At 71.1% G+C, this 17,625-nt stretch carries 15 protein-coding genes; 7 read left to right on the forward strand and 8 right to left on the reverse strand.

Annotated elements, in window-relative coordinates; genetic code table 11:
• Positions 1-3 precede the first annotated feature (3 nt).
• From ACFOSH_RS19865 to ACFOSH_RS19875, 3 genes are all read left to right on the forward strand, one after another.
• On the forward strand, positions 4-1,815 hold the full coding sequence (locus tag ACFOSH_RS19865) for a Xaa-Pro dipeptidyl-peptidase (protein WP_378240473.1): 1,812 nt from the start codon (positions 4-6) through the stop codon (positions 1,813-1,815).
• Between the two features lie 156 nt (positions 1,816-1,971).
• Positions 1,972-2,826 (forward strand): M23 family metallopeptidase, encoded by an 855-nt coding sequence (locus ACFOSH_RS19870; RefSeq protein ID WP_378240474.1) that lies wholly within the window; start codon positions 1,972-1,974, stop codon positions 2,824-2,826.
• Positions 2,827-2,976: 150 nt separating this feature from the next.
• Complete coding sequence (locus ACFOSH_RS19875; protein WP_378240475.1) at positions 2,977-4,041, forward strand: DUF4192 domain-containing protein; 1,065 nt, start codon at positions 2,977-2,979, stop codon at positions 4,039-4,041.
• Here the strand turns inward: ACFOSH_RS19875 and galE are convergent.
• The 3 genes from galE to ACFOSH_RS19890 form a co-directional block, all read right to left on the reverse strand.
• A complete protein-coding gene (gene galE, locus ACFOSH_RS19880; protein ID WP_378240543.1) occupies positions 4,016-4,969 on the reverse strand; it encodes a UDP-glucose 4-epimerase GalE in 954 nt (317 codons plus the stop codon). The genes ACFOSH_RS19875 and galE overlap by 26 nt on opposite strands.
• 123 nt (positions 4,970-5,092) lie before the next feature.
• On the reverse strand, positions 5,093-6,274 hold the full coding sequence (galK, locus tag ACFOSH_RS19885; RefSeq protein WP_378240476.1) for a galactokinase: 1,182 nt from the start codon (positions 6,272-6,274) through the stop codon (positions 5,093-5,095).
• Positions 6,271-6,990: a metal-dependent transcriptional regulator gene (locus tag ACFOSH_RS19890; protein WP_378240477.1), complete on the reverse strand. Its 720-nt coding sequence runs from the start codon at positions 6,988-6,990 to the stop codon at positions 6,271-6,273. Before ACFOSH_RS19890 ends, galK begins: the two co-directional genes overlap by 4 nt.
• A 109-nt stretch (positions 6,991-7,099) precedes the next feature.
• On the opposite strand from ACFOSH_RS19890, the gene ACFOSH_RS19895 reads away from it, so the two are divergent.
• The 3 genes from ACFOSH_RS19895 to ACFOSH_RS19905 are packed head-to-tail and all read left to right on the forward strand — an operon-like array spanning position 7,100 to position 11,882.
• Positions 7,100-7,948, forward strand: a complete 849-nt coding sequence (locus ACFOSH_RS19895; protein WP_378240478.1) for a sulfurtransferase — start codon at positions 7,100-7,102, stop codon at positions 7,946-7,948.
• 57 nt (positions 7,949-8,005) lie between these two features.
• On the forward strand, positions 8,006-9,178 hold the full coding sequence (locus tag ACFOSH_RS19900; protein WP_378240479.1) for an acetoin utilization protein AcuC: 1,173 nt from the start codon (positions 8,006-8,008) through the stop codon (positions 9,176-9,178).
• Between the two features lies 1 nt (position 9,179).
• The gene (locus ACFOSH_RS19905; RefSeq protein ID WP_378240480.1) at positions 9,180-11,882 is read left to right on the forward strand and encodes a bifunctional acetate--CoA ligase family protein/GNAT family N-acetyltransferase; all 2,703 of its coding nucleotides are present in this window, start codon (positions 9,180-9,182) and stop codon (positions 11,880-11,882) included.
• A gap of 8 nt (positions 11,883-11,890) precedes the next feature.
• Here ACFOSH_RS19905 and ACFOSH_RS19910 read toward each other — a convergent pair whose 3' ends face one another.
• Together ACFOSH_RS19910 and ACFOSH_RS19915 are read right to left on the reverse strand one after the other, a co-directional pair.
• The gene (locus ACFOSH_RS19910; protein ID WP_378240481.1) at positions 11,891-12,802 is read right to left on the reverse strand and encodes a hypothetical protein; all 912 of its coding nucleotides are present in this window, start codon (positions 12,800-12,802) and stop codon (positions 11,891-11,893) included.
• A 28-nt stretch (positions 12,803-12,830) separates the two neighbouring features.
• Entirely contained in the window at positions 12,831-13,256 is a 426-nt protein-coding gene (locus tag ACFOSH_RS19915; protein ID WP_378240482.1) for an SgcJ/EcaC family oxidoreductase, read from the reverse strand.
• Between the two features lie 63 nt (positions 13,257-13,319).
• On the opposite strand from ACFOSH_RS19915, the gene ACFOSH_RS19920 reads away from it, so the two are divergent.
• A complete protein-coding gene (locus tag ACFOSH_RS19920; RefSeq protein WP_378240484.1) occupies positions 13,320-13,925 on the forward strand; it encodes a TetR/AcrR family transcriptional regulator in 606 nt (201 codons plus the stop codon).
• On the opposite strand, the gene ACFOSH_RS19925 is transcribed toward ACFOSH_RS19920, so the two are convergent.
• The 3 genes from ACFOSH_RS19925 to ACFOSH_RS19935 all read right to left on the reverse strand — a co-directional run bounded on the left by ACFOSH_RS19925 (position 13,877) and on the right by ACFOSH_RS19935 (position 17,622).
• Complete coding sequence (locus ACFOSH_RS19925; RefSeq protein ID WP_378240485.1) at positions 13,877-14,974, reverse strand: alpha/beta hydrolase family protein; 1,098 nt, start codon at positions 14,972-14,974, stop codon at positions 13,877-13,879. The two genes, ACFOSH_RS19920 and ACFOSH_RS19925, sit on opposite strands and share 49 nt — an antisense overlap.
• Before the next feature lie 66 nt (positions 14,975-15,040).
• Positions 15,041-16,552 (reverse strand): long-chain-fatty-acid--CoA ligase, encoded by a 1,512-nt coding sequence (locus ACFOSH_RS19930; RefSeq protein WP_378240486.1) that lies wholly within the window; start codon positions 16,550-16,552, stop codon positions 15,041-15,043.
• Positions 16,549-17,622, reverse strand: coding sequence for an acyl-CoA dehydrogenase family protein (locus tag ACFOSH_RS19935; protein ID WP_378240487.1), 1,074 nt, complete (start codon positions 17,620-17,622; stop codon positions 16,549-16,551). The genes ACFOSH_RS19930 and ACFOSH_RS19935 overlap by 4 nt, the downstream gene beginning before the upstream one ends.
• Positions 17,623-17,625 lie beyond the last annotated feature (3 nt).

Raw genomic sequence — 17,625 nt, forward strand, 5'->3', positions numbered from 1 at the left:
CCTGTGAGAGTCGCCAGGCTCGCCGCTTTGTTCACCGCTGTCCTGGTCCTTCCGGCGACGGCTTTGCCCGCTCAAGCCGACGCGCCACCGGCGCCGGTTTTCAAGGACGGCCAGGCGCAACCGGTGTTCGACCCGGCGGACGTCATCCGGGAGAACGTGTGGGTCACCGCGCCGGTCGACAGCGACCATGACGGTAAGGACGACCTCGTGCACGCGGAGGTGGTGCGTCCCCGCGCCACCCAGCAGGGCATGAAGGTCCCTGTCGTCTACCAGGCCAGCCCGTACTACGCGGGCGGCAACGACGTCGCGAACCACAACGTCGACGTCGAGCTGTACGTGCCGGGCGCCAAGCGCGCCCCCGCGGGGCCGCGGATCGCGACGAAGACCGTCGGCCCGAGCGCGGCGCCGATCAACTGGGGCTACCAGAACTACTTCATCGCCCGCGGTTTCGCCGTGGTGTACGGGGAGTCGCTCGGCAGCGGCCAGTCCACCGGCTGCCCGAGCACCGGCGACGTCAACGAGACCATCGGCGCCAGGTCCATTGTGGACTGGGTGAACGGCCGCGCGGCGGCACGGGACGCGGCGGGCAAGGCCGCGGTCGCGGACTGGAGCACCGGCAAGACCGGCATGATGGGCGTCTCCTACAACGGGACGCTGCCCAACGCGGTGGCCAGCACCGGCGTCAAGGGGCTGGAGACGATCGTCCCGATCGCGGCGATCTCCAGCTGGTACGACTACTACCGCAACGACGGCGCCGTCGTCGCGGCGGGCGGTTACCAGGGCGAGGACGCGGACGTGCTCGCGGACTACGTCTACACGCGCCAGGATCGCGCCGTCTGCCGTCCGCTGATCGACAAGATCGCCGTCGACCAGGACCGGGTGACCGGGGACTACAGCCGGTTCTGGGACGTGCGGAACTACCGCAACGACGTGAGCAAGGTGCGGGCCTCGGTGCTCGTGGTGCACGGCCTCGGTGACTGGAACGTCAAGACCGACCAGGGCACCCGGTGGTACGAAATGCTCAAGGCGCACGGTGTCGAGCACAAGATCTGGCTGCACCAGGCCGGGCACGCCGACCCGATGAGCCTCCGCCGCGACGTCTGGCTCGCCACGCTGAACAAGTGGATGTCGCACTACCTCTACGGCATCGACAACGGCATCGAGCGCGAGCCGAAGGCCACCATCCAGCGCGAGGACAAGTCGTGGGTGGACGAGCCCGAGTGGCCGCTGCCCGGCGCCCAGGACGTGAAGCTCTACCCGTGGCCCGGTGGCTCCTCGAAGGGCACGCTCGACACGCGCAACCCCGTTCCGGGCAAGGCCACCGTCGAAAAGCTGGCCGACGACGCGAGCAAGACCGTCGCGCAGCTCGCCAACGCGGCCTCGTCGGGCAACAGGCTGCTGTACTCGACCACCGCGGCGAAGCAGCCCGTCCGCCTCTCCGGCACCGCGAAGACCGATCTTTCGGTGTCCTTCGACAAGCCGGCCGCGAACGTGACGGCGGTGCTTCTCGACCGCGCCCCGGACGGGACGGCGAAGGTGATCACCCGCGGCTGGACCGACCCGCAGAACCGGCGCGACCCCGCAAAGACCGAGGCGATCACCCCCGGTGAGAACTACAAGGTCGAGGTGGAACTGGTCGCGAAGGACTACCTGCTCGCGGCCGGGCACAAGATCGAGTTCCTGGTGGCCTCCAGCGACCACGACTACACGCTCCGCCCGAAGCCCGGCGCCGGTCTCTCGGTCGAGCTGAACCGGACTTCGCTGGTGCTTCCGGTGGCGGGAGGCAAGCCCGCGCTGCGCGCCGCCTTCGGCTGAGTCCGGACCACCCCGGATGCCACGTCCCCCGCCCGGGACGTGGCATTCGGCGTTTCCGGTCGGAAAACGCCGACCGGACCTCGCGCTTGTATGGAAAATGTATTTCCGCCGTCTTTGCTTCGACGGGTCCGGCTTCCCCACCCGATGGAGGTCCCCATGTCCAGGTTGCGCCGCTTCGCAGTGCTCGCCGCGGCGGCCGTTGTCCCCGCGCTCGGCCTGACTCTCGCCGGTACGACGCAGGCGTCGGCCGCCCCGAACTTCCAGGTCCCGTTCAAATGCGGTGTCACGGTCACGGCCGCCACGTTCAGCGGGCACAGCCCGGCGAACTCGGTCGACTTCCAGAAGTCGGGGATCACCGGGATGCCGGTGGTGGCCGCGGCGGGCGGCACCGTCAGCCGGGTCGCCAACGAAGGCAGCACGAGCTACGGGCGCTGGGTCGAGGTCGACCACGGCGGCGGCTGGACCACCCGGTACGCGCACCTTTCGGCGCAGTCGGTGTCGGTCGGCCAGGCCGTCAGTCTCGGCAAGCAGCTCGGCACGGCCGGGGCGACCGGCGGCGTGAGCGGTCCGCACCTGCACTTCGAAGAGCGGCTCAACGGTGTGGCCCAGAAGGCGAAGCTGAACGGCGTCGCGGTGCCTTACTACGCCCACACCAACTTCACCAGCAAGAACTCGTGTGGCGGCAACCCGTACGAGGCCACCGAGGTGTGCGGCAGCGGCTTCTCGGTGGTCGACTCGCAGGCGCTCGCCGGGGGCTCCGGCACGGCGTACCTGCTCTACAACTCTTCGACCAAGTCCAACTGCGCGACCACGTTGAAGGCGGTTTCGCTCGGCACCGCGTCGCCGGTTTCGGCCTTCCTCGAAGTCCAGGGCGCGGCTCGCACGACCGACTCCGGCAGCTTCACCTACTACGCCGGGCCCGTGAAGAAGACGGCCGCGTCCACCTGCGTCAAGTGGGGCGGCTCGGTCGGGTCGAACGTCTACGAGAGCCCGTTCGAGCACTGCGACTGACCCCGCGGGGCCGGGCACAGTAGACCACCCCACCGACAATCGGCGTCCCCGCGCCCGGGTCCCGGTGGCGGTTGTGCACAACGGTCCCGGCTGTCCACAGATCTGCCATGCCCCCACCCAGCGGCCCCATTCCCGTCGCAAGGTGGGGGCATGACCACCTCCACCCCGACCGGCAGGACCAAGGTCGATCTGAAGGATCCGGCGGACCTGCTCGCCGCGATCCCGTACATCCTCGGGTTCCACCCCGAGAACTCCGTCATCGTGTTCGGGCAGCGAGGGCCGGACCGCAAACGGCAGGGCCTCACCCTGCGCGTGGACCTCCCGCCGCCCGGCGTGGAGCTGGATCAGGCGCTCGACCTCGCGGCCCGGCTCACCTTGACCGCGCACACCGGTGCCACGGTGGCCGTCGTCGGCGGCGGTTCCCCGAATCCGGCCGGGCGGCCGCCGCGCCGCCGCTTCGTCCGGCGGCTGGAAGCCGCGCTCGCCGAGTACGGCATTCCCGTGCTGCACCCGCTTTGGACACCGTCCATCACCGAGGGCGCGCGGTGGCGGTGCTACCGCGACAGGGACTGCGGCGGTCTCCTGCCCGACCCTCGTGAGTCGGTGATCGCCGCGGTCGCGACCAGCGAAGGCCACATCGCCCGCGAGAGCAGGGCGGACGTGGAGCGTCTGTTCGACGCCGGCCCGGCGGAAACGCTCGCGCGCCGTGCCGACCTCCTGACCAGGCTGGCCGACCCGCCCTGGGGAAACGACGACCGCGTCGAGGCAGGGCTCGCCGAGATCAACGCCGCACTCGCCCGCGTCGATCGGGGCGATGAGGTGATCACCGACGACCAGGCCGTCCGGCTGGCGTGGGCGCTTTCCCTCGTCGAGGTCCGGGACGCCTGCCTGCTCACCGCCGCTCCGGTCGGCTCGCCGCTGGCCAGGGCCGCGGAAGGTCTCTGGCTCCGCCTCGCCCGTGAGCTACCCGAACCGGAATCGGCCGAGGCACTGTGCCTGAAGGCGCACGCCGCCTACGCCCGCGGTGACCTGGCCGTCGCCGGTATGGCGCTGGCCAGGGCCCGCGAAGTCGACCCGGAGCACAGGATGACCGGGCTGCTGACAGCCGCCTTGGACGGGATGCTGGCCCCGGCCGAAGTGGCCGGGATCGTGCTGAAGCAGCGGGCGGACGAGCCGCCCGCGCTCAGCCTCAGACCGTCTGGCGGGACTGCGTGAACGCCCAGGCGTCGGCCACGATGCCGTCGAGGTCGGTGCGCTCGGGCTTCCAACCGAGTTCGCCACCGGCGCGCTCGCTGGAGGCCACCAGCACCGACGGGTCGCCCGCCCGGCGCGGCGCGACCGCGGCGGGGATCTCGTGACCGGTGGTGCGGCGGCACGCCTCGATCACCTCGAGCACCGAGAAACCGGTGCCGCTGCCGAGGTTGTAGATGCGGTGCTCGCCGTCGGTCGCGTGGCGCAGGGCCAGCTGGTGCGCGTCGGCGAGGTCGACCACATGGATGTAGTCGCGGATGGCGGTGCCGTCCGCGGTCGGATAGTCGTCACCGAAGATCTGGATCCGCTCGCGGTCCCCGGTGGCGACCTGGAGCACGAGAGGGATCAGATGGGTTTCGGTGGTGTGCCGCTCGCCGAAGGAGCCGTAGGCGCCGGCGACATTGAAGTAGCGCAGGCTGACGGCGGCGATGCCGTGGGCGCGCGAGAACGATGTGATCGCGTGGTCGATGGCCAGCTTCGTCGCGCCGTAGGTGTTGGTCGGCTGCGTCGGCGCCGTCTCCGGGATAGGGGAGGACTCGGGTTCGCCGTAGGTGGCCGCGGTGGAGGAGAACACCAGTCGCTTCGTGCCGTGGTCGCGCATCGCTTCGAGCAGGCGAAGCGAGGTCAGGACGTTGCCTTCCCAGTACTTCGCCGGATCCGTCATCGACTCGCCGACCAGAGACTTGGCGGCGAAGTGGAGCACACCGTCGAAACCGTCGCCGAGAACACGCCGGGCGACCTCGGCGGCGTCACCCTCGATGAAGGTGGCGTCCGGGTGCACCGCGTCGGCGTGCCCGGTGGAGAGGTCGTCGACCACCGTGACGTCGTGCCCGGCCTCGATGAGGCGGGCCGCGCAGACGCTGCCCACATAACCGGCTCCGCCCGTCACCATCAGCTTCAGGGTCTTGGTCGGTTCGTCGGTCACGTTCGCGCCTTTCTGCTGCGGATGCGGTCGCGGCCCAGTGTCCTCGCCTCCGGGCATCCGGCTCGCCCGGGGGTCTTCCGCCGGCGGGCGCTACAGCTCGTCGCGGCCGGCGCCGCGCGATGGCACCGCGGTGAACAGCCTCGGGTGGCGCAGATCCGCCGCCTCGTACGCGGCCTTCACCGCTCGTCCGACAGTGTCCACATCGGACTCGCGGACCAGCGCGATCGCCGAACCGCCGAAGCCGCCGCCGGTCATCCGCGCGCCGAGAGCCCCGGCTTCGCGGGCGGAATCGACGGCGAGGTCGAGTTCACGGGTGGAGATCCGGTAGTCGTCGCGCATGCTGACGTGCGAGGCGTCCAGCTGAGGGCCGATCTCGGTGATCCGGCCGGCGCGCAGCAGGTCCACGGTGTCGAGGACCCGCTGGTTCTCCGTCACCACGTGACGCACCAGTGGAACGAGGTCTTCCGGCAGCTTGGCGAGCGCGGCGTCCAGCCCGTCGACGCCGATGTCCCGCAGCGCCTTCACTTCGAGCAGCTCCGCGGCGCGCTCACAGCCCCTCCGGCGTTCGCCGTAGCCGCCCTCGGCGTGCGAGTGTTTCGTGCGTGTGTCCACGATCAGGATCCGTACGCCGGATTCCTCCAGCGGGAACGGCACCTGCTCCATCTCGCCGGAGCGGACATCGAGGAACAGCACGTTCGATTCCGTGCAGCACAGGGACGCGGTCTGGTCGAGCAGACCGGTCGGCGCCCCCACGAAGTCGTTTTCCGAACGCTGCACCCAGCGGGCCACTTCGTGCAGGCCCGGCGAACCCGCGCCGGACCCCGGAGTGATGCCCGCCAGGCCGAGGAGGGCGAGCGCGACAGCGCATTCGAGCGCGTGGGAGGAGGACAGCCCCGCCCCCGAGGGCACGTCCCCCGCGATAGCCACGTCCGCGCCGGCACCGGGGCCCTGATCACGCAGCACCCAGGCGACCCCCGCCGGGTACGCGGCCCACCCCTCGACAGAGCCGGGTTTCAGGTCGCCGATGGTGAGCGGGCCCGATTCCTGGACCCGGCCGTCCGAGCCGAGCGTGGCCACGGTGAGGACACCGTCCTCGCGCGGGCTCGCCGCCGCGGCGAGCCGGTGCGGGAGGGCGAACGGCAGCACGAAACCGTCGTTGTAGTCGGTGTGCTCACCGATCAGGTTCACCCGGCCCGGCGCGGACCAGACCCCGGCCGGAGCCCTGCCGTGGACGGTCCGGAACGTCGCCGCGGCGTCGGACGCGGCGCTCACCTGGCCTGCGCCAGCACGGCGTGCAGCGCCGAGGTGGCCACCTGCGCGGTGTTGTTCCCGCCGGTGACCTCGATGGTCCCGCCGGGCGCCGTCTTGCCGACCTTGACCCGGCTGCCGGGCACGATGCCGACCGACTTGAGCTCCGTCATCAGCGCCTCGTCCAGCTGCACGTGCTCGGCGATACGGCGGATCTCGACTTCGCCGCCACCCATGCGGGCGAACTCGTCGAGCCGCACGAGGTCGGCTTCGGCCGGCGGGGCGGGATCGCCGTCGCCGAGCTTGTCCAGCCCCGGGATCGGGTTGCCGTAGGGCGAGGTGGTGGGGTGGTCGAGCAGCTTGACCAGCTTGCGCTCGACGGCCTCGCTCATCACGTGTTCCCAGCGGCAAGCCTCGTTGTGGACGTGCTCCCATTCCAGGCCGATGACATCGACCAGGAGGCGCTCGGCCAGCCGGTGCTTGCGCATGACCGCGATGGCGAGCTCGCGGCCGTGTTCGGTCAGTTGCAGGTGCCTGTCGTCCGCGACCACGACCAGCCCGTCGCGTTCCATCCTGGCGACGGTCTGGCTCACGGTCGGGCCGCTCTGCTGCAGTCGCTCCGCGATCCGGGCCCGCAGCGGGACGACACCCTCTTCTTCGAGCTCGTAGATCGTACGCAAGTACATCTCGGTGGTGTCGATGAGATCGTTCACGCTGTCCCCTTCGTCCGCGTTGCTCATCGTAGTCGCTGGCACTGACAGCGACGCAGGCGTGGGGACAACAAGCGCCGTGGCGGGAAAAGTCCCCCCAAGCTGGGCGGGGAGCCGTGAGTCACGGGAAGATGGGCCCATGCGCCCCATGATCACCACCAGCGAACTCGCCGCGCAGCTCTCCGGCCCGGATCCGGCACGCTCCGTAGTCCTCGATGTCCGCTGGCGGCTCGCCGGGCCGCCCGGCGCCGATTCCTATCGTGAGGCGCATCTCCCGGGCGCGGTGTACGTCGATCTCGACACGGCGCTCGCCGGGGAGCCGGGTGACGGCGGCCGTCACCCACTGCCCGAACCGGGGACGCTGCAGCGGTATCTGCGGGCGGCGGGCGTGCGCGCAGGTCACCCGGTCGTGGTCTACGACGACTCCGACGGGTCGGTCGCGGCCCGGGCGTGGTGGCTGCTGCGCTGGGCGGGCCACACCGAGGTCGCCGTGCTGGACGGCGGGTTCGCCGCCTGGGTCGAGGAAGAGCGCCCGCTCACCGGCGAGATCCCCTCGCCCGAGGAAGGAGACGTCGTCGTCGAGCCCGGCGGCATGCCGGTGCTGGACGCGGCCGAGGCCGCCACGCTCGCCAGGGACGGGCTGCTCTTCGACGCCCGGGCGAAGCCGAGGTACTCGGGGGAGACCGAGCCGATCGACCCGCGCGCCGGGCACATCCCCGGCGCGGTCAACGCGCCCTTCTCCGGGCATCTCGCGGAGGACGGCCGCTGGCGCGACGCCTCCGAGCTTGCCGAGCGGTTCGAAGGATTCGGCGTGACGCCGGAGACGCCGGTCGGTGTCTACTGTGGATCGGGCGTCACCGCCTCGTCCGTCGTGCTCGCGCTCGAGGTCGCCGGTCACCCGGCGCCCGTGGCGCTGTACGCGGGTTCGTGGTCGCACTGGTCCCGCGATCCGGAGCGCCCGGTGGCCACGGGAGACCTGCCCGGCTGACCCGCGGGCCGTCCGGGACGGGGGCACGAGCCGCTTCCGGGCACTAGAGTCCGTGCCATGCGAGCACCGGCCGTCGTATGGGACTCCTCGCTGCTGGGTTACGACCTCGGCGGCGAGCATCCGTTCAACCCGGTGCGGCTCGAACTGACCATCCGGCTCGCCACCGAACTCGGCGTGCTCGACGGGGTCGAGCTGCTCGTCCCCGGCCCGGCGGGCGAAGACGAGCTGCGCCGGGTGCATCTGGACGAGTACGTCGAGGCCGTCCGGCAGGCGCCGATGACCGGTGCCGATCTCGCGCACGGGCTCGGTACCGAGGACAACCCGGTGTTCACCGGCATGCACGAGGCTTCGGCGCTGGTCGTCGGTTCGACGCTGCTGGCCGCGCGCAAGATCGCCGACGGCGAGGCGACCCGGGCGGTGAACATCGCCGGCGGGCTGCACCACGCGATGCCGGGCAAGGCGTCGGGCTTCTGCGTCTACAACGACTGCTCGGTGGCGATCTCGTGGCTGCTGGACCACGGCTTCGACCGCGTCGCCTACGTCGACACCGACGTCCACCACGGCGACGGCGTGCAGACGGCGTTCTACGACGACCCTCGCGTGCTGACCGTTTCCCTGCACCAGCACCCCTTCACCCTGTGGCCGGGCACGGGCTACTCGGCGGAGATCGGCAAGGGCGGCGCCGAGGGCACCGCGGTCAACCTCCCGCTGCCGCCCGGCACCCGCGACGGTGGCTGGCTGCGGGCGTTCGAGGCAGTGGTGCCGTCGCTGCTGGAGCAGTTCCGGCCGCAGATCCTCGTCACCCAATGCGGCGTCGATTCGCACGAGGAAGACCCGCTGGCGGATCTCTCGCTCTCGGTGGACGGCCATCGCGCCATCTACCGGCGGCTGCGCGAACTGTCCGAAGCGCACGCCGGCGGCCGCTGGCTCGCCGTGGGCGGCGGGGGCTACCAGCTGATCCGAGTGGTGCCGCGGTCCTGGACGCATCTGCTCGCCACCGTGCTCGACCGCGACGTCGACCCGGCGACGGCCCTGCCGCCGAACTGGGTCGCGTCGATCTCCAGGGCCGCGCCGAAAGCCGAGATCCCGCCCGGCATGTCCGACGACCGCGACACCGCCTTCGTCCCGTGGGGGGACGGGGCGGACGAGCCGGTCGACATCGCCATCCGCGACACCCGCCGCGCGATCTTCCCGCTGCACGGCCTCGATCCGGACGATCCGAGGGACTGACATGGCCACTGGAAACACCGCGGACACCAGGCGAGACCCCTACGACTTCCCGCGCGAGTGGGAGGCCGACGTCCTGCTCTCCGACGGCGGCACGGTGCACCTGCGCCCGGTGATCCCCAGCGACGCCGACGGACTCGTCGCCTTCCACGGCCGGTTGTCCGAACGCACCCGGTATTTCCGGTACTTCGGCGCCTATCCGCGGATCCCGCAGCGGGACCTCGAACGGTTCTCCGTCGTCGACCACCACGACAGGGTCGCCTTCGTCGCGCTGCTGGGCGACGACATCGTCGCGGTCGGCCGCTACGAGCGGCTCGACCAAGGGCCGTCGGCCGAGGTCGCGTTCGTCGTCGACGACGCCCACCAGGGCCGTGGGCTCGGGTCGATCCTGCTGGAGCACCTGGCCGCCGCAGCTTCGGAATCCGGGCTGCGCCGCTTCGTCGCCGAAGTACTCGCCGAGAACGCGGCGATGGTCCGCGTGTTCCGCGACGCGGGTTACCAGGTCAGCCGCGAGATCGAAGAAGGCGTGCTGCACCTGGAATTCGACATCGACCCGACCGAGGAGTCCCTCGCGGTCGCCCGGTCACGGGAACAGGCCGCCGAGGCGCGCAGCGTGCACAACCTGCTGCATCCGAAGTCGGTCGCGGTGATCGGCGCGTCCACCGATCCGACGAAGATCGGCTACGTCGCGCTCACGAACCTGCTGAGCGCGGATTTCGCCGGCACCGTCTACCCGGTCAACCCGGAGCACAAGTCCGTCCGCGGTGTCCGCGCCTATCCGTCCGTCGTGGACATTCCCGAGGACGTCGACCTCGCACTGGTCGCCGTGCCCGCCGAGGCCGTCGAGTCCGTTTTGGACGGTGCGCTGGCCAAAGGGGTCAAAACCCTGCTGATCGTCTCGGGCGGGTTCGCCGAGGCCGGGCCGCACGGGCTGCACGCCGAACTGAGGCTGGTCGGGGAGGCCAGGGCGCACGGCATGCGTGTCGTCGGCCCGAACGCGCTGGGCGTGCTCAACACCGACGCCGCCGTCCGGCTCAACGCCACCCTCGCACCCCGCCTGCCCGCCCGCGGCCGCACCGGGTTCTTCTGCCAGTCCGGCGCGCTGGGCACGGCGATCCTCGCCGACGCCGAAGCGCGCGGCCTCGGGCTTTCGACGTTCGTCTCGGCGGGCAACCGGGCCGACGTCTCCGGCAACGACCTGCTTCAGTACTGGGAGACCGATCCGGCGACCGACCTCGTCCTGCTGTACCTGGAGTCCTTCGGCAATCCGCGCAAGTTCGCGCGGCTCGCCCGGCGGCTGGCGCGGACGAAACCGGTGGTGGCGGTGAAATCCGGCAGGCACGCGGTCCGCCCGCAACTCGCCGCGACCTCGGCGGAGGTCGACGAGTCCAGCGTCCAGGCCCTGTTCGAGCAGGCGGGCGTCGTCCGTGTCGACACGCTCGCGCAACTCTTCGACACCGCGCTGGTCTTCGCTCATCAGCCTTTGCCCGCCGGGCCGAGGATCGCCATCGTAGGCAACTCCAGCGCCATCGGGCTGCTCGCCGCCGACACCGCGCGGGCGCACGGTCTCCGGCTGACGTCCGACCCGGTCGACGTCGGGCCGCAGGCAGGCCCGGAGGAGTTCGCCGCCGCCGTGCGCGAAGCCCTCAACTCCCCGGAGACCGACGCGCTCGTCGTGGTCTTCGTGCCCCCGCTCGCGATCCCGGGCACCGCCTACGCCCGCGCGCTGCGCGAGGCCGTCGTCGATATGGACAAGAACAAGCCGATCGTGTCGACCTTCCTCGCCGTCGAGGGCGTGCCGGACGAGCTGGCCGTGCTGTCCGAGGACGGCGTTCCGACGCGGGGTTCGGTCCCGTCGTACCCGAGCCCCGAACGCGCGGTGAACGCGCTCGCGCGGGTCGTGCGCTACGCCGCCTGGCGACAGCGGCCGCAGGGCAACCTGGTGCGGCCCGCAGGGCTGCACGCCGAACAAGCGCAGGTCATCGTCAGCGAACTGCTGGCGGCCGAGGACGGCAAGACGACATCGCTCTCCGACGACGACGTGGTCCGGCTCCTGGGTTGCTACGGCATCGACGTCGTCCCGTTCCGGGTCGTGACGTCCGCGGGCGAAGCGGTGAAAGCGGCCGAGGACCTGGGATTCCCGGTCACCCTCAAGGCCGTCGACGAGCGGCTGCGCGGCAGGCCGGACCTCGCCGGGGTGCGGCTCGACCTGTCCTCCGCGGACGGGGTGCGCCGGGCGTACCTCGATCTGCGGGAGATCTCCGGCGACGACGAGGTCTACGTCCAGCGGATGGCGCCCAAGGGCCTGTCGTGCGTGATCGGACTGCAGGACGACCCGTCGTTCGGCTCGCTCGTGTCGTTCGGGCTCTCCGGGCTGGTCAGCACGCTGCTGGGGGACCGGGCCTACCGGGCCGTCCCGCTCACCGACGTCGACGCCGCCACCCTGCTGCGTGAACCGCGGACGTCGCCGCTGCTCACCGGGTACCGCGGCGACGAACCGGCGGATCTGGCCGCGCTCCAGGACATGGTGCTGCGCGTCGCGGCGCTCGCCGAGGACAACCCCGAGGTCCGTTCGATGACGCTCGACCCGATCCTGGCGTCGCCGGACGGCGCTTTCGTCGCCAACGCCCGGATCGTGCTGGGCCCGCCCCCGTCCCGCCCCGACACCGGGCCGCGACGGCTGCGGCCGATCAACGCCCCTACTTGAGACCGGCCTTATTTGAGACCGGGGAGCACCACGGCGAGCACGCTCACGGCAAGCGGTGCGAGGATCCCGAACGCCGCCGTGACGGTCTTGCCCACCGTCGTGTCAGTGCCGAGAACCTGTGTCAGCCGGGCGCGTCCGGCGAGCCAGTCCTCGGTGGGCCGCGCGTCGGGCGGCAGCGGGTAGATCTCGTCGACCAGCCGCAGGCACCGGGTCTTCCACGCGAGGAACACCGGAACGTAGAGCAGGAGCGAGATCCCGGTGAACAGCGCGCCGTAGAGCAGCACGCTCTCCGGCGGGAAGGCCTCCTTCGGGGTGCCTGTCGCGAGGAACGCCCGGCGCTGGGCGCCGGCGTCGATGACCGCCGTGGACACGATGAGCGCCAGCACCGTGAGGCAGATCCCGTTGGCACGCTTGCATTCGAGGAGTTCGCCCAGGACGTCGGACGCCTGTTCCCGTTCCTCGCCGTCGAGCACTCGCGAGATCCGGCGCAGACGGGTGTGGTTGAGCCACAAGCCGAGCACCGCGGGCGCCGCCGCGATCAGGCCGAGGGCGAGCAGGGTCCGCGAGATCCCGATCGCCGTCGTGGGCTTGAGATCCCCGATCGGCGAACCGGTCTTCCACTGGAACGCGAACAGGATCGCCGCGAAGATCCCGTACGCCAGCGCCGGTTTCCACACCGCGACACCGGCGTGACGGCGCCAGGCCGTCAGCTGGACCGAGTGCCCGAACAGGAAGGCGAACAGCACCGCCGACGCCCCGATCAGCACCGACCACACCCCGAACTCGGCAGTGCCTGCCAGCGCCCGGTTGCCTCGCGAGCCGAGCACCGCTCGGGTCAGCAGGCCGAGCCCGGCGAAGGCGCCGAGGGCGAGCACGCTGATCACGAGCGGCCAGAGCCAGTGCTTCCTCAGGCGCGTCACGCCGCCAGTCTGCCGGGAACGGCGCCGATCAGGAATCCCATCCCTGGGGCGAGCGGGCGGCGAAATCCGCGTCGTGGCCGGTGAACGCCGCGATGTCGCCCCGGATGGTGTTGTGGAACGCGACGACCCGCTCGTCTTGGACGAGCATCGTCTGCACCGCGCGTTGCTCCCCGGCGAGGGGACCCGCCGGGATGGACATCACTGTCTCGGTGTGCACGAGGTCGAACCCGCCGCCGAGCGGACGGCTCGACACCTGGCGGATCCTCAGCGTGCTGCCGCGGTAGATGGTGTCGAAGATCTTCTGGCTCTCCCGCGCGATGGTCGCCCGGCCGCGCTGGATCCGGCCGACGACGTCGACGAAGTCCACGTCCTCGGCGAAGTTCGCGGCCCACGCCTCACCGTCACCGGCGTTCCAGGCGCGTTCCAGCGCGGTGATGGTCTCCTCGGTGGTCATCGCCCTCCTCTTGTAACATCGATCCATTACTTAGAACAATGTTCCAACTTTTGAGGAGCATACATGCCCGCGGATCTTCCCGGCATCGTCCGGTTGCGCGACCGCCGCGAGGCGCTGACGCTGCGCACGATCCTGACCGCGGCGCGCGGGCTGTTCGCCGATCGCGGATACGCGCGGACCCCGATCCGACTCATCGCCCAGGAAGCGGGGGTGTCCCCGCAGACCATCTACGCCCACTTCGGCTCGAAGGCAGGTGTCCTGGGCGGGCTCGTCGACCTCCTCGACGACGAAGCCGGGATTCCCGGCCTCGTCGCCGAGGCGTCGCGAACCGAAGACCAGGTCGCGTTGCTCGGCCTGCTGGCCACGGTCGCCCGACAGGTCCGGGAACGCTGTGGCGACATCGTCACGATGCTGGGTTCCGGTGCCGCCGTCGATCCGGACATCGCCGCGACACAGGCGGAGGGCGCGCGCCGCAACCGGCTGGGCGTCGAGATGGTCATCGACCGGGTCCGGGACGGGGGCCGCTCCGTGGTGCCCAAGGCCGCGGACATCGCCATCGCCCTGATGAGCGCCGACGTCCACACCAGCCTCGTCGCCGAGGCCGGGTGGAGTCACGACGACTACGAGGCGTGGCTCAAGGACACACTGGTCGCGTCGCTGCTTCGCTGACGCAGGTTCTCGCGGAAGAACGCCGAGAGCCGAGCGCGCTGCGTGGCGACGCTCCGCGCCGGATCGATGGTGCCGATGAACGCGGCCGGGGCGTTGCCCAGTTGCGGCAACAGCGTCTGGTAGTCGGTGAAGCTGAAATGTTCGCCGTCCGGCAGCCGCGTTTCGCCGGTCCAGCCGCGCTGGTTGCGCTGGAACTCCTGCCAGGACGCGTCCGACGCGGCACTGTGGTCGCCCGCGCTCATCAGCAGGAACGGCCGGTCGAGGCCTTCGTCGGCGACGCGGCCGAAGATCCGCTGCGACTGCGAGTGGGCCATGCTGCCGTCGAGATCCGCCCCGGCGACGATGCGCCGATCGATCACCATCGTCTCGCCCGCGGTGAACCCGCCGGCGGAGTGGCCGAACATGCCGACCCGGGACAGGCCGAGCGTGTCGAGGACGAATCGCGTGTCCTGGACGCGGGTCTCGATCACGCGCTTCGACACCTCGATGCTCGACGGCGGCAGGGCCTTCTTCGCGACACGGCCGTCGGGGAACTCGACGGCCTCCGCCTCGTAGGTGTGGTCGATGGCCACGACGACGTAGCCCTCGCTCGCGAGCTGTTCCTGCAGCGTGGTGCCGTGGGAACGGGACAAGGTGCCGCCGGGCGAATACAGCACGACCGGTCGCTTGCCGCCGAGCGCGGGCGCGCCGATCCGGGAATGGGTGGGAAAGCGGTAGTCGAGCTGATCCGCTGGCATCCCCAGTTTGACGGCGTCGCCCTCGGCCACCGTCTTCGCGACGCCTGGCGCCATGTACGGCGCCTTCGGTTTCCCGCTCGGCAGGGCCGGATACCGCACGGTGACCATGAGTTCCCGGGTGACACCGGGAACCCACGGGTCCTGGCGGGAGCGGTCGATCAGGTGGAGGTCGGTGGCGCCGACCGCGTACGGGCCTGTCGGCGCGGGCAGGCTCAAGCGGACGGGCGCCGCCGACGCCGGGGGAGCGATGAGCACGGCGGGCAAGACCAAAGCCGTGGCCAGTACGCCGATCCTGTGTGGAGTTCGTGTCATGGCAACGAACGTAGGGAGCGAGCCGGTGCCGGGGCATCGGGAAGATCACCGGTGCCGACCCTGGGATCAGTCCCGGGGGTAGCGGGGTTCCCAAGCCTCCACGACACCCTCCGCCGCGAGTTCTCGTTTGAGGACCTTGTGCGTCGCCGTCCGCGGCAGTTCCTCGACCACCCGCACGAACCGGGGCCGCTGCTTCGGCCCGAGATCGCCTTGAGCCAGAACGAAAGCGGTGAATTCGTCCGCGTCGACCGGCGCCCGGCAGACCAGCGCGGCCATCACCTGGTCGCCCACGCGCGGATCCGGCACCCCGTACACGGCGGCTTCGCGGACGGCGGGATGCCGCAGCAGCGCGCGTTCGATCGGGGCGGTGCCGAGGTTCTCGCCGTCGACGCGGAGCCAGTCGCCGAGCCGCCCCGCGAAGTAGCAGTAGCCGTCCGCGTCGAGGTACGCCAGGTCACCGGTGTGGTACATCCCGTCGCGCATCCGCTCGGCCTCGGCGGCCGGATCGCCGTAGTACCCGGCGAAGAAGCCCGGCCCGCCGGTGTTGACCAGTTCGCCGACCGCTTCGGCGGCGTTGAGCAGCTTCCCGCCCGCGTCGAATTCCGCCGGGGGACAGGGTTTCCCGGCCTCCGGATCGAGGACGGCGACGCCGTCGAGCAGGCGGCCGAGCGAACCGGCCGGGGTGGTGGCGTCCCGGCCGAAGTTCACGCCGCCCTCGGTCGAACCGAAAGCGTCGACCACGTGGCAGCCGAACCGCTTGCCGAAGACGGCGAGGTCTGCTTCGGCTCCTTCGTTGCCGTAGACCAGCTTCAGTGGGTTCTCGGCGTCGTCGTCCTGTTCGGGTGTGGTGAGCACATAGGACAGCGGCTTGCCGACGTAGTTGGCGTAGGTCGCGCCGAACTTCCGGATGTCCGGCAGGAAACCGGAGGCGGAGAACCGCCGCCGCAGCGCGATCCCCGCGCCCGCCGCGAGCCCGACCGACCAGCCCGCCATGATGGCGTTGGAGTGGAACATCGGCATCGACACGTACACCGTGTCCTGTGTGGACAAACCGAATCGGCCGGTCAGCATCTCGCCGGGGTAGGCGATCTTGCCGTGCGTGCACCGGACGGCCTTCGGGTCGCCGCTGGTGCCGGAGGTGAAGATCAGCATGAGCAGGTCTTCAGGCTTCGCGGCCACGGGAATGACCGTCTCCCGCGAGGGTTCGAGTTCGCTCAGCGGCCGCACCGGGACGTCGACCTCGGACAGCAGCGGGAGGTACTTCTCCTCGGCGAACACCAGCTCGCAGTCGGCCAGCGCGACGTCGCGGGCCAGCGCCGCGCCCCGGCGCGTCGGGTTCAGCCCGACCAGGACGTGCCCCGACAGCGCGGCGCCGCCGAGCAGGAACGAGAACTCGGGGATGTTGTCGGCCAGTAGCCCGAAATGCCCGCCGGGACGCAGGATCCCGGTGAGCGCGGCCGCGTACCCGGCGCAGGCCCCGACGTGCTCGGCCCACGACCAGCGCCGGTCTTGGGACAGCAACCCGGTCGAGTGATCCTCCGCCCTGGCGAGCAGGAGTTCCGTGACCGTGGGGGTCATGCCGGGGCCGCGGCCAGGAGATCACCGAGCCCGCTCAGCTGCGCGGTCGCGCCGCCCAAGGTGAACTCGAGCCGCTTCGCCGCGACGAAATAGCGGTGCAGCGTGTGGTCGACGTCGATGCCGACCCCGCCGTGGACGTGCACGGCGGTGTGCGCGACGCGGTGCCCCGCCTCGGCCGCCCAGAACTTCGCCGTCGCGACCTCTTCGGCCGCCGGCAGGCCTTCGCCCAGCCGCCAGACGGCCTGCCACAGCGTCAGCCGGACGGCCTCGACGTCGACGTAGGCGTCGGCGAGCCGCTGCCGCACCGCCTGGAAACTCCCGATGAGATGGCCGAACTGCTTGCGTTCCCGCGCGTACGCCGCGGTCAGTTCCAACGCCCGCTCGACGACGCCGAGCTGCTGTGCGCAGACGCCGATCGTGCCCCGCAGCCGCAGCCATTCGCCGATGTCGCCCAAGGAGACCTCGGCCTTCGTACCGGACAGCTCGACGAGCGCCGCGTCGGCGTGGTCGACAGTCCGCTGCGCCGAGACGCTCACCGCGTGCCGGTCGAGCAGGAACACCTGACGACCGCCGTCGATGGCGGCCTCGACGAGGAAACCGTGCGCGAACGCGCCCGACGCCACCGCGGTCTGCGCGCCGGTCAGCCGCCAGCCGTCGCCGTCGGCCTCGGCGGTGAAACCGCACGGCACGCCGTAATCCGGCAGCGCCACCGCGAGGACGTGGTCTCCGCGCAGGACCGGGACGGCCCAGCGTTCGGCCAGCTGTCCGTCGCCGAATTCGGCGACCGCCGCCGCGCCCAGGACGACCGACGTCAGATAGGGGACCGGGGCGACCGCGCGGCCGATCTCGGCCAGGACGGAACACTGCTCCAGCAGCCCGAACCCGCCGCCGCCGACCGACTGCGGCAGGGCCGCGTCGATCACCCCCGCCTGGGCGAGCGCTGTCCACAGTGGAGCGTCGAACCCGCCGGAACCGTGCGGTCCCAGCACGTCGGGTGTGACCTTGTCCGTCAGGATCCGGCGCGTGAGCGACGCGAGATCCTGCTGCGCTTCGGTGAGCGTGAAGTCCATCGG

The organism is Amycolatopsis speibonae, assembly GCF_042647925.1.
Classification (GTDB): Bacteria; Actinomycetota; Actinomycetes; order Mycobacteriales; family Pseudonocardiaceae; genus Amycolatopsis; species Amycolatopsis speibonae.

Coding starts and splice junctions, on each gene's coding strand:
- ACFOSH_RS19930 (WP_378240486.1), bottom strand. CDS start 16,552: ATGACCCCCACGGTCACGGAACTCCTGCTCGCCAGGGCGGAGGATCAC.
- ACFOSH_RS19900 (WP_378240479.1), top strand. CDS start 8,006: ATGCGAGCACCGGCCGTCGTATGGGACTCCTCGCTGCTGGGTTACGAC.
- ACFOSH_RS19905 (WP_378240480.1), top strand. CDS start 9,180: ATGGCCACTGGAAACACCGCGGACACCAGGCGAGACCCCTACGACTTC.
- ACFOSH_RS19895 (WP_378240478.1), top strand. CDS start 7,100: ATGCGCCCCATGATCACCACCAGCGAACTCGCCGCGCAGCTCTCCGGC.
- ACFOSH_RS19920 (WP_378240484.1), top strand. CDS start 13,320: ATGCCCGCGGATCTTCCCGGCATCGTCCGGTTGCGCGACCGCCGCGAG.
- ACFOSH_RS19875 (WP_378240475.1), top strand. CDS start 2,977: ATGACCACCTCCACCCCGACCGGCAGGACCAAGGTCGATCTGAAGGAT.
- ACFOSH_RS19935 (WP_378240487.1), bottom strand. CDS start 17,622: ATGGACTTCACGCTCACCGAAGCGCAGCAGGATCTCGCGTCGCTCACG.
- ACFOSH_RS19925 (WP_378240485.1), bottom strand. CDS start 14,974: ATGACACGAACTCCACACAGGATCGGCGTACTGGCCACGGCTTTGGTC.
- ACFOSH_RS19870 (WP_378240474.1), top strand. CDS start 1,972: ATGTCCAGGTTGCGCCGCTTCGCAGTGCTCGCCGCGGCGGCCGTTGTC.
- ACFOSH_RS19915 (WP_378240482.1), bottom strand. CDS start 13,256: ATGACCACCGAGGAGACCATCACCGCGCTGGAACGCGCCTGGAACGCC.
- ACFOSH_RS19890 (WP_378240477.1), bottom strand. CDS start 6,990: ATGAGCAACGCGGACGAAGGGGACAGCGTGAACGATCTCATCGACACC.
- galE (WP_378240543.1), bottom strand. CDS start 4,969: ATGGTGACGGGCGGAGCCGGTTATGTGGGCAGCGTCTGCGCGGCCCGC.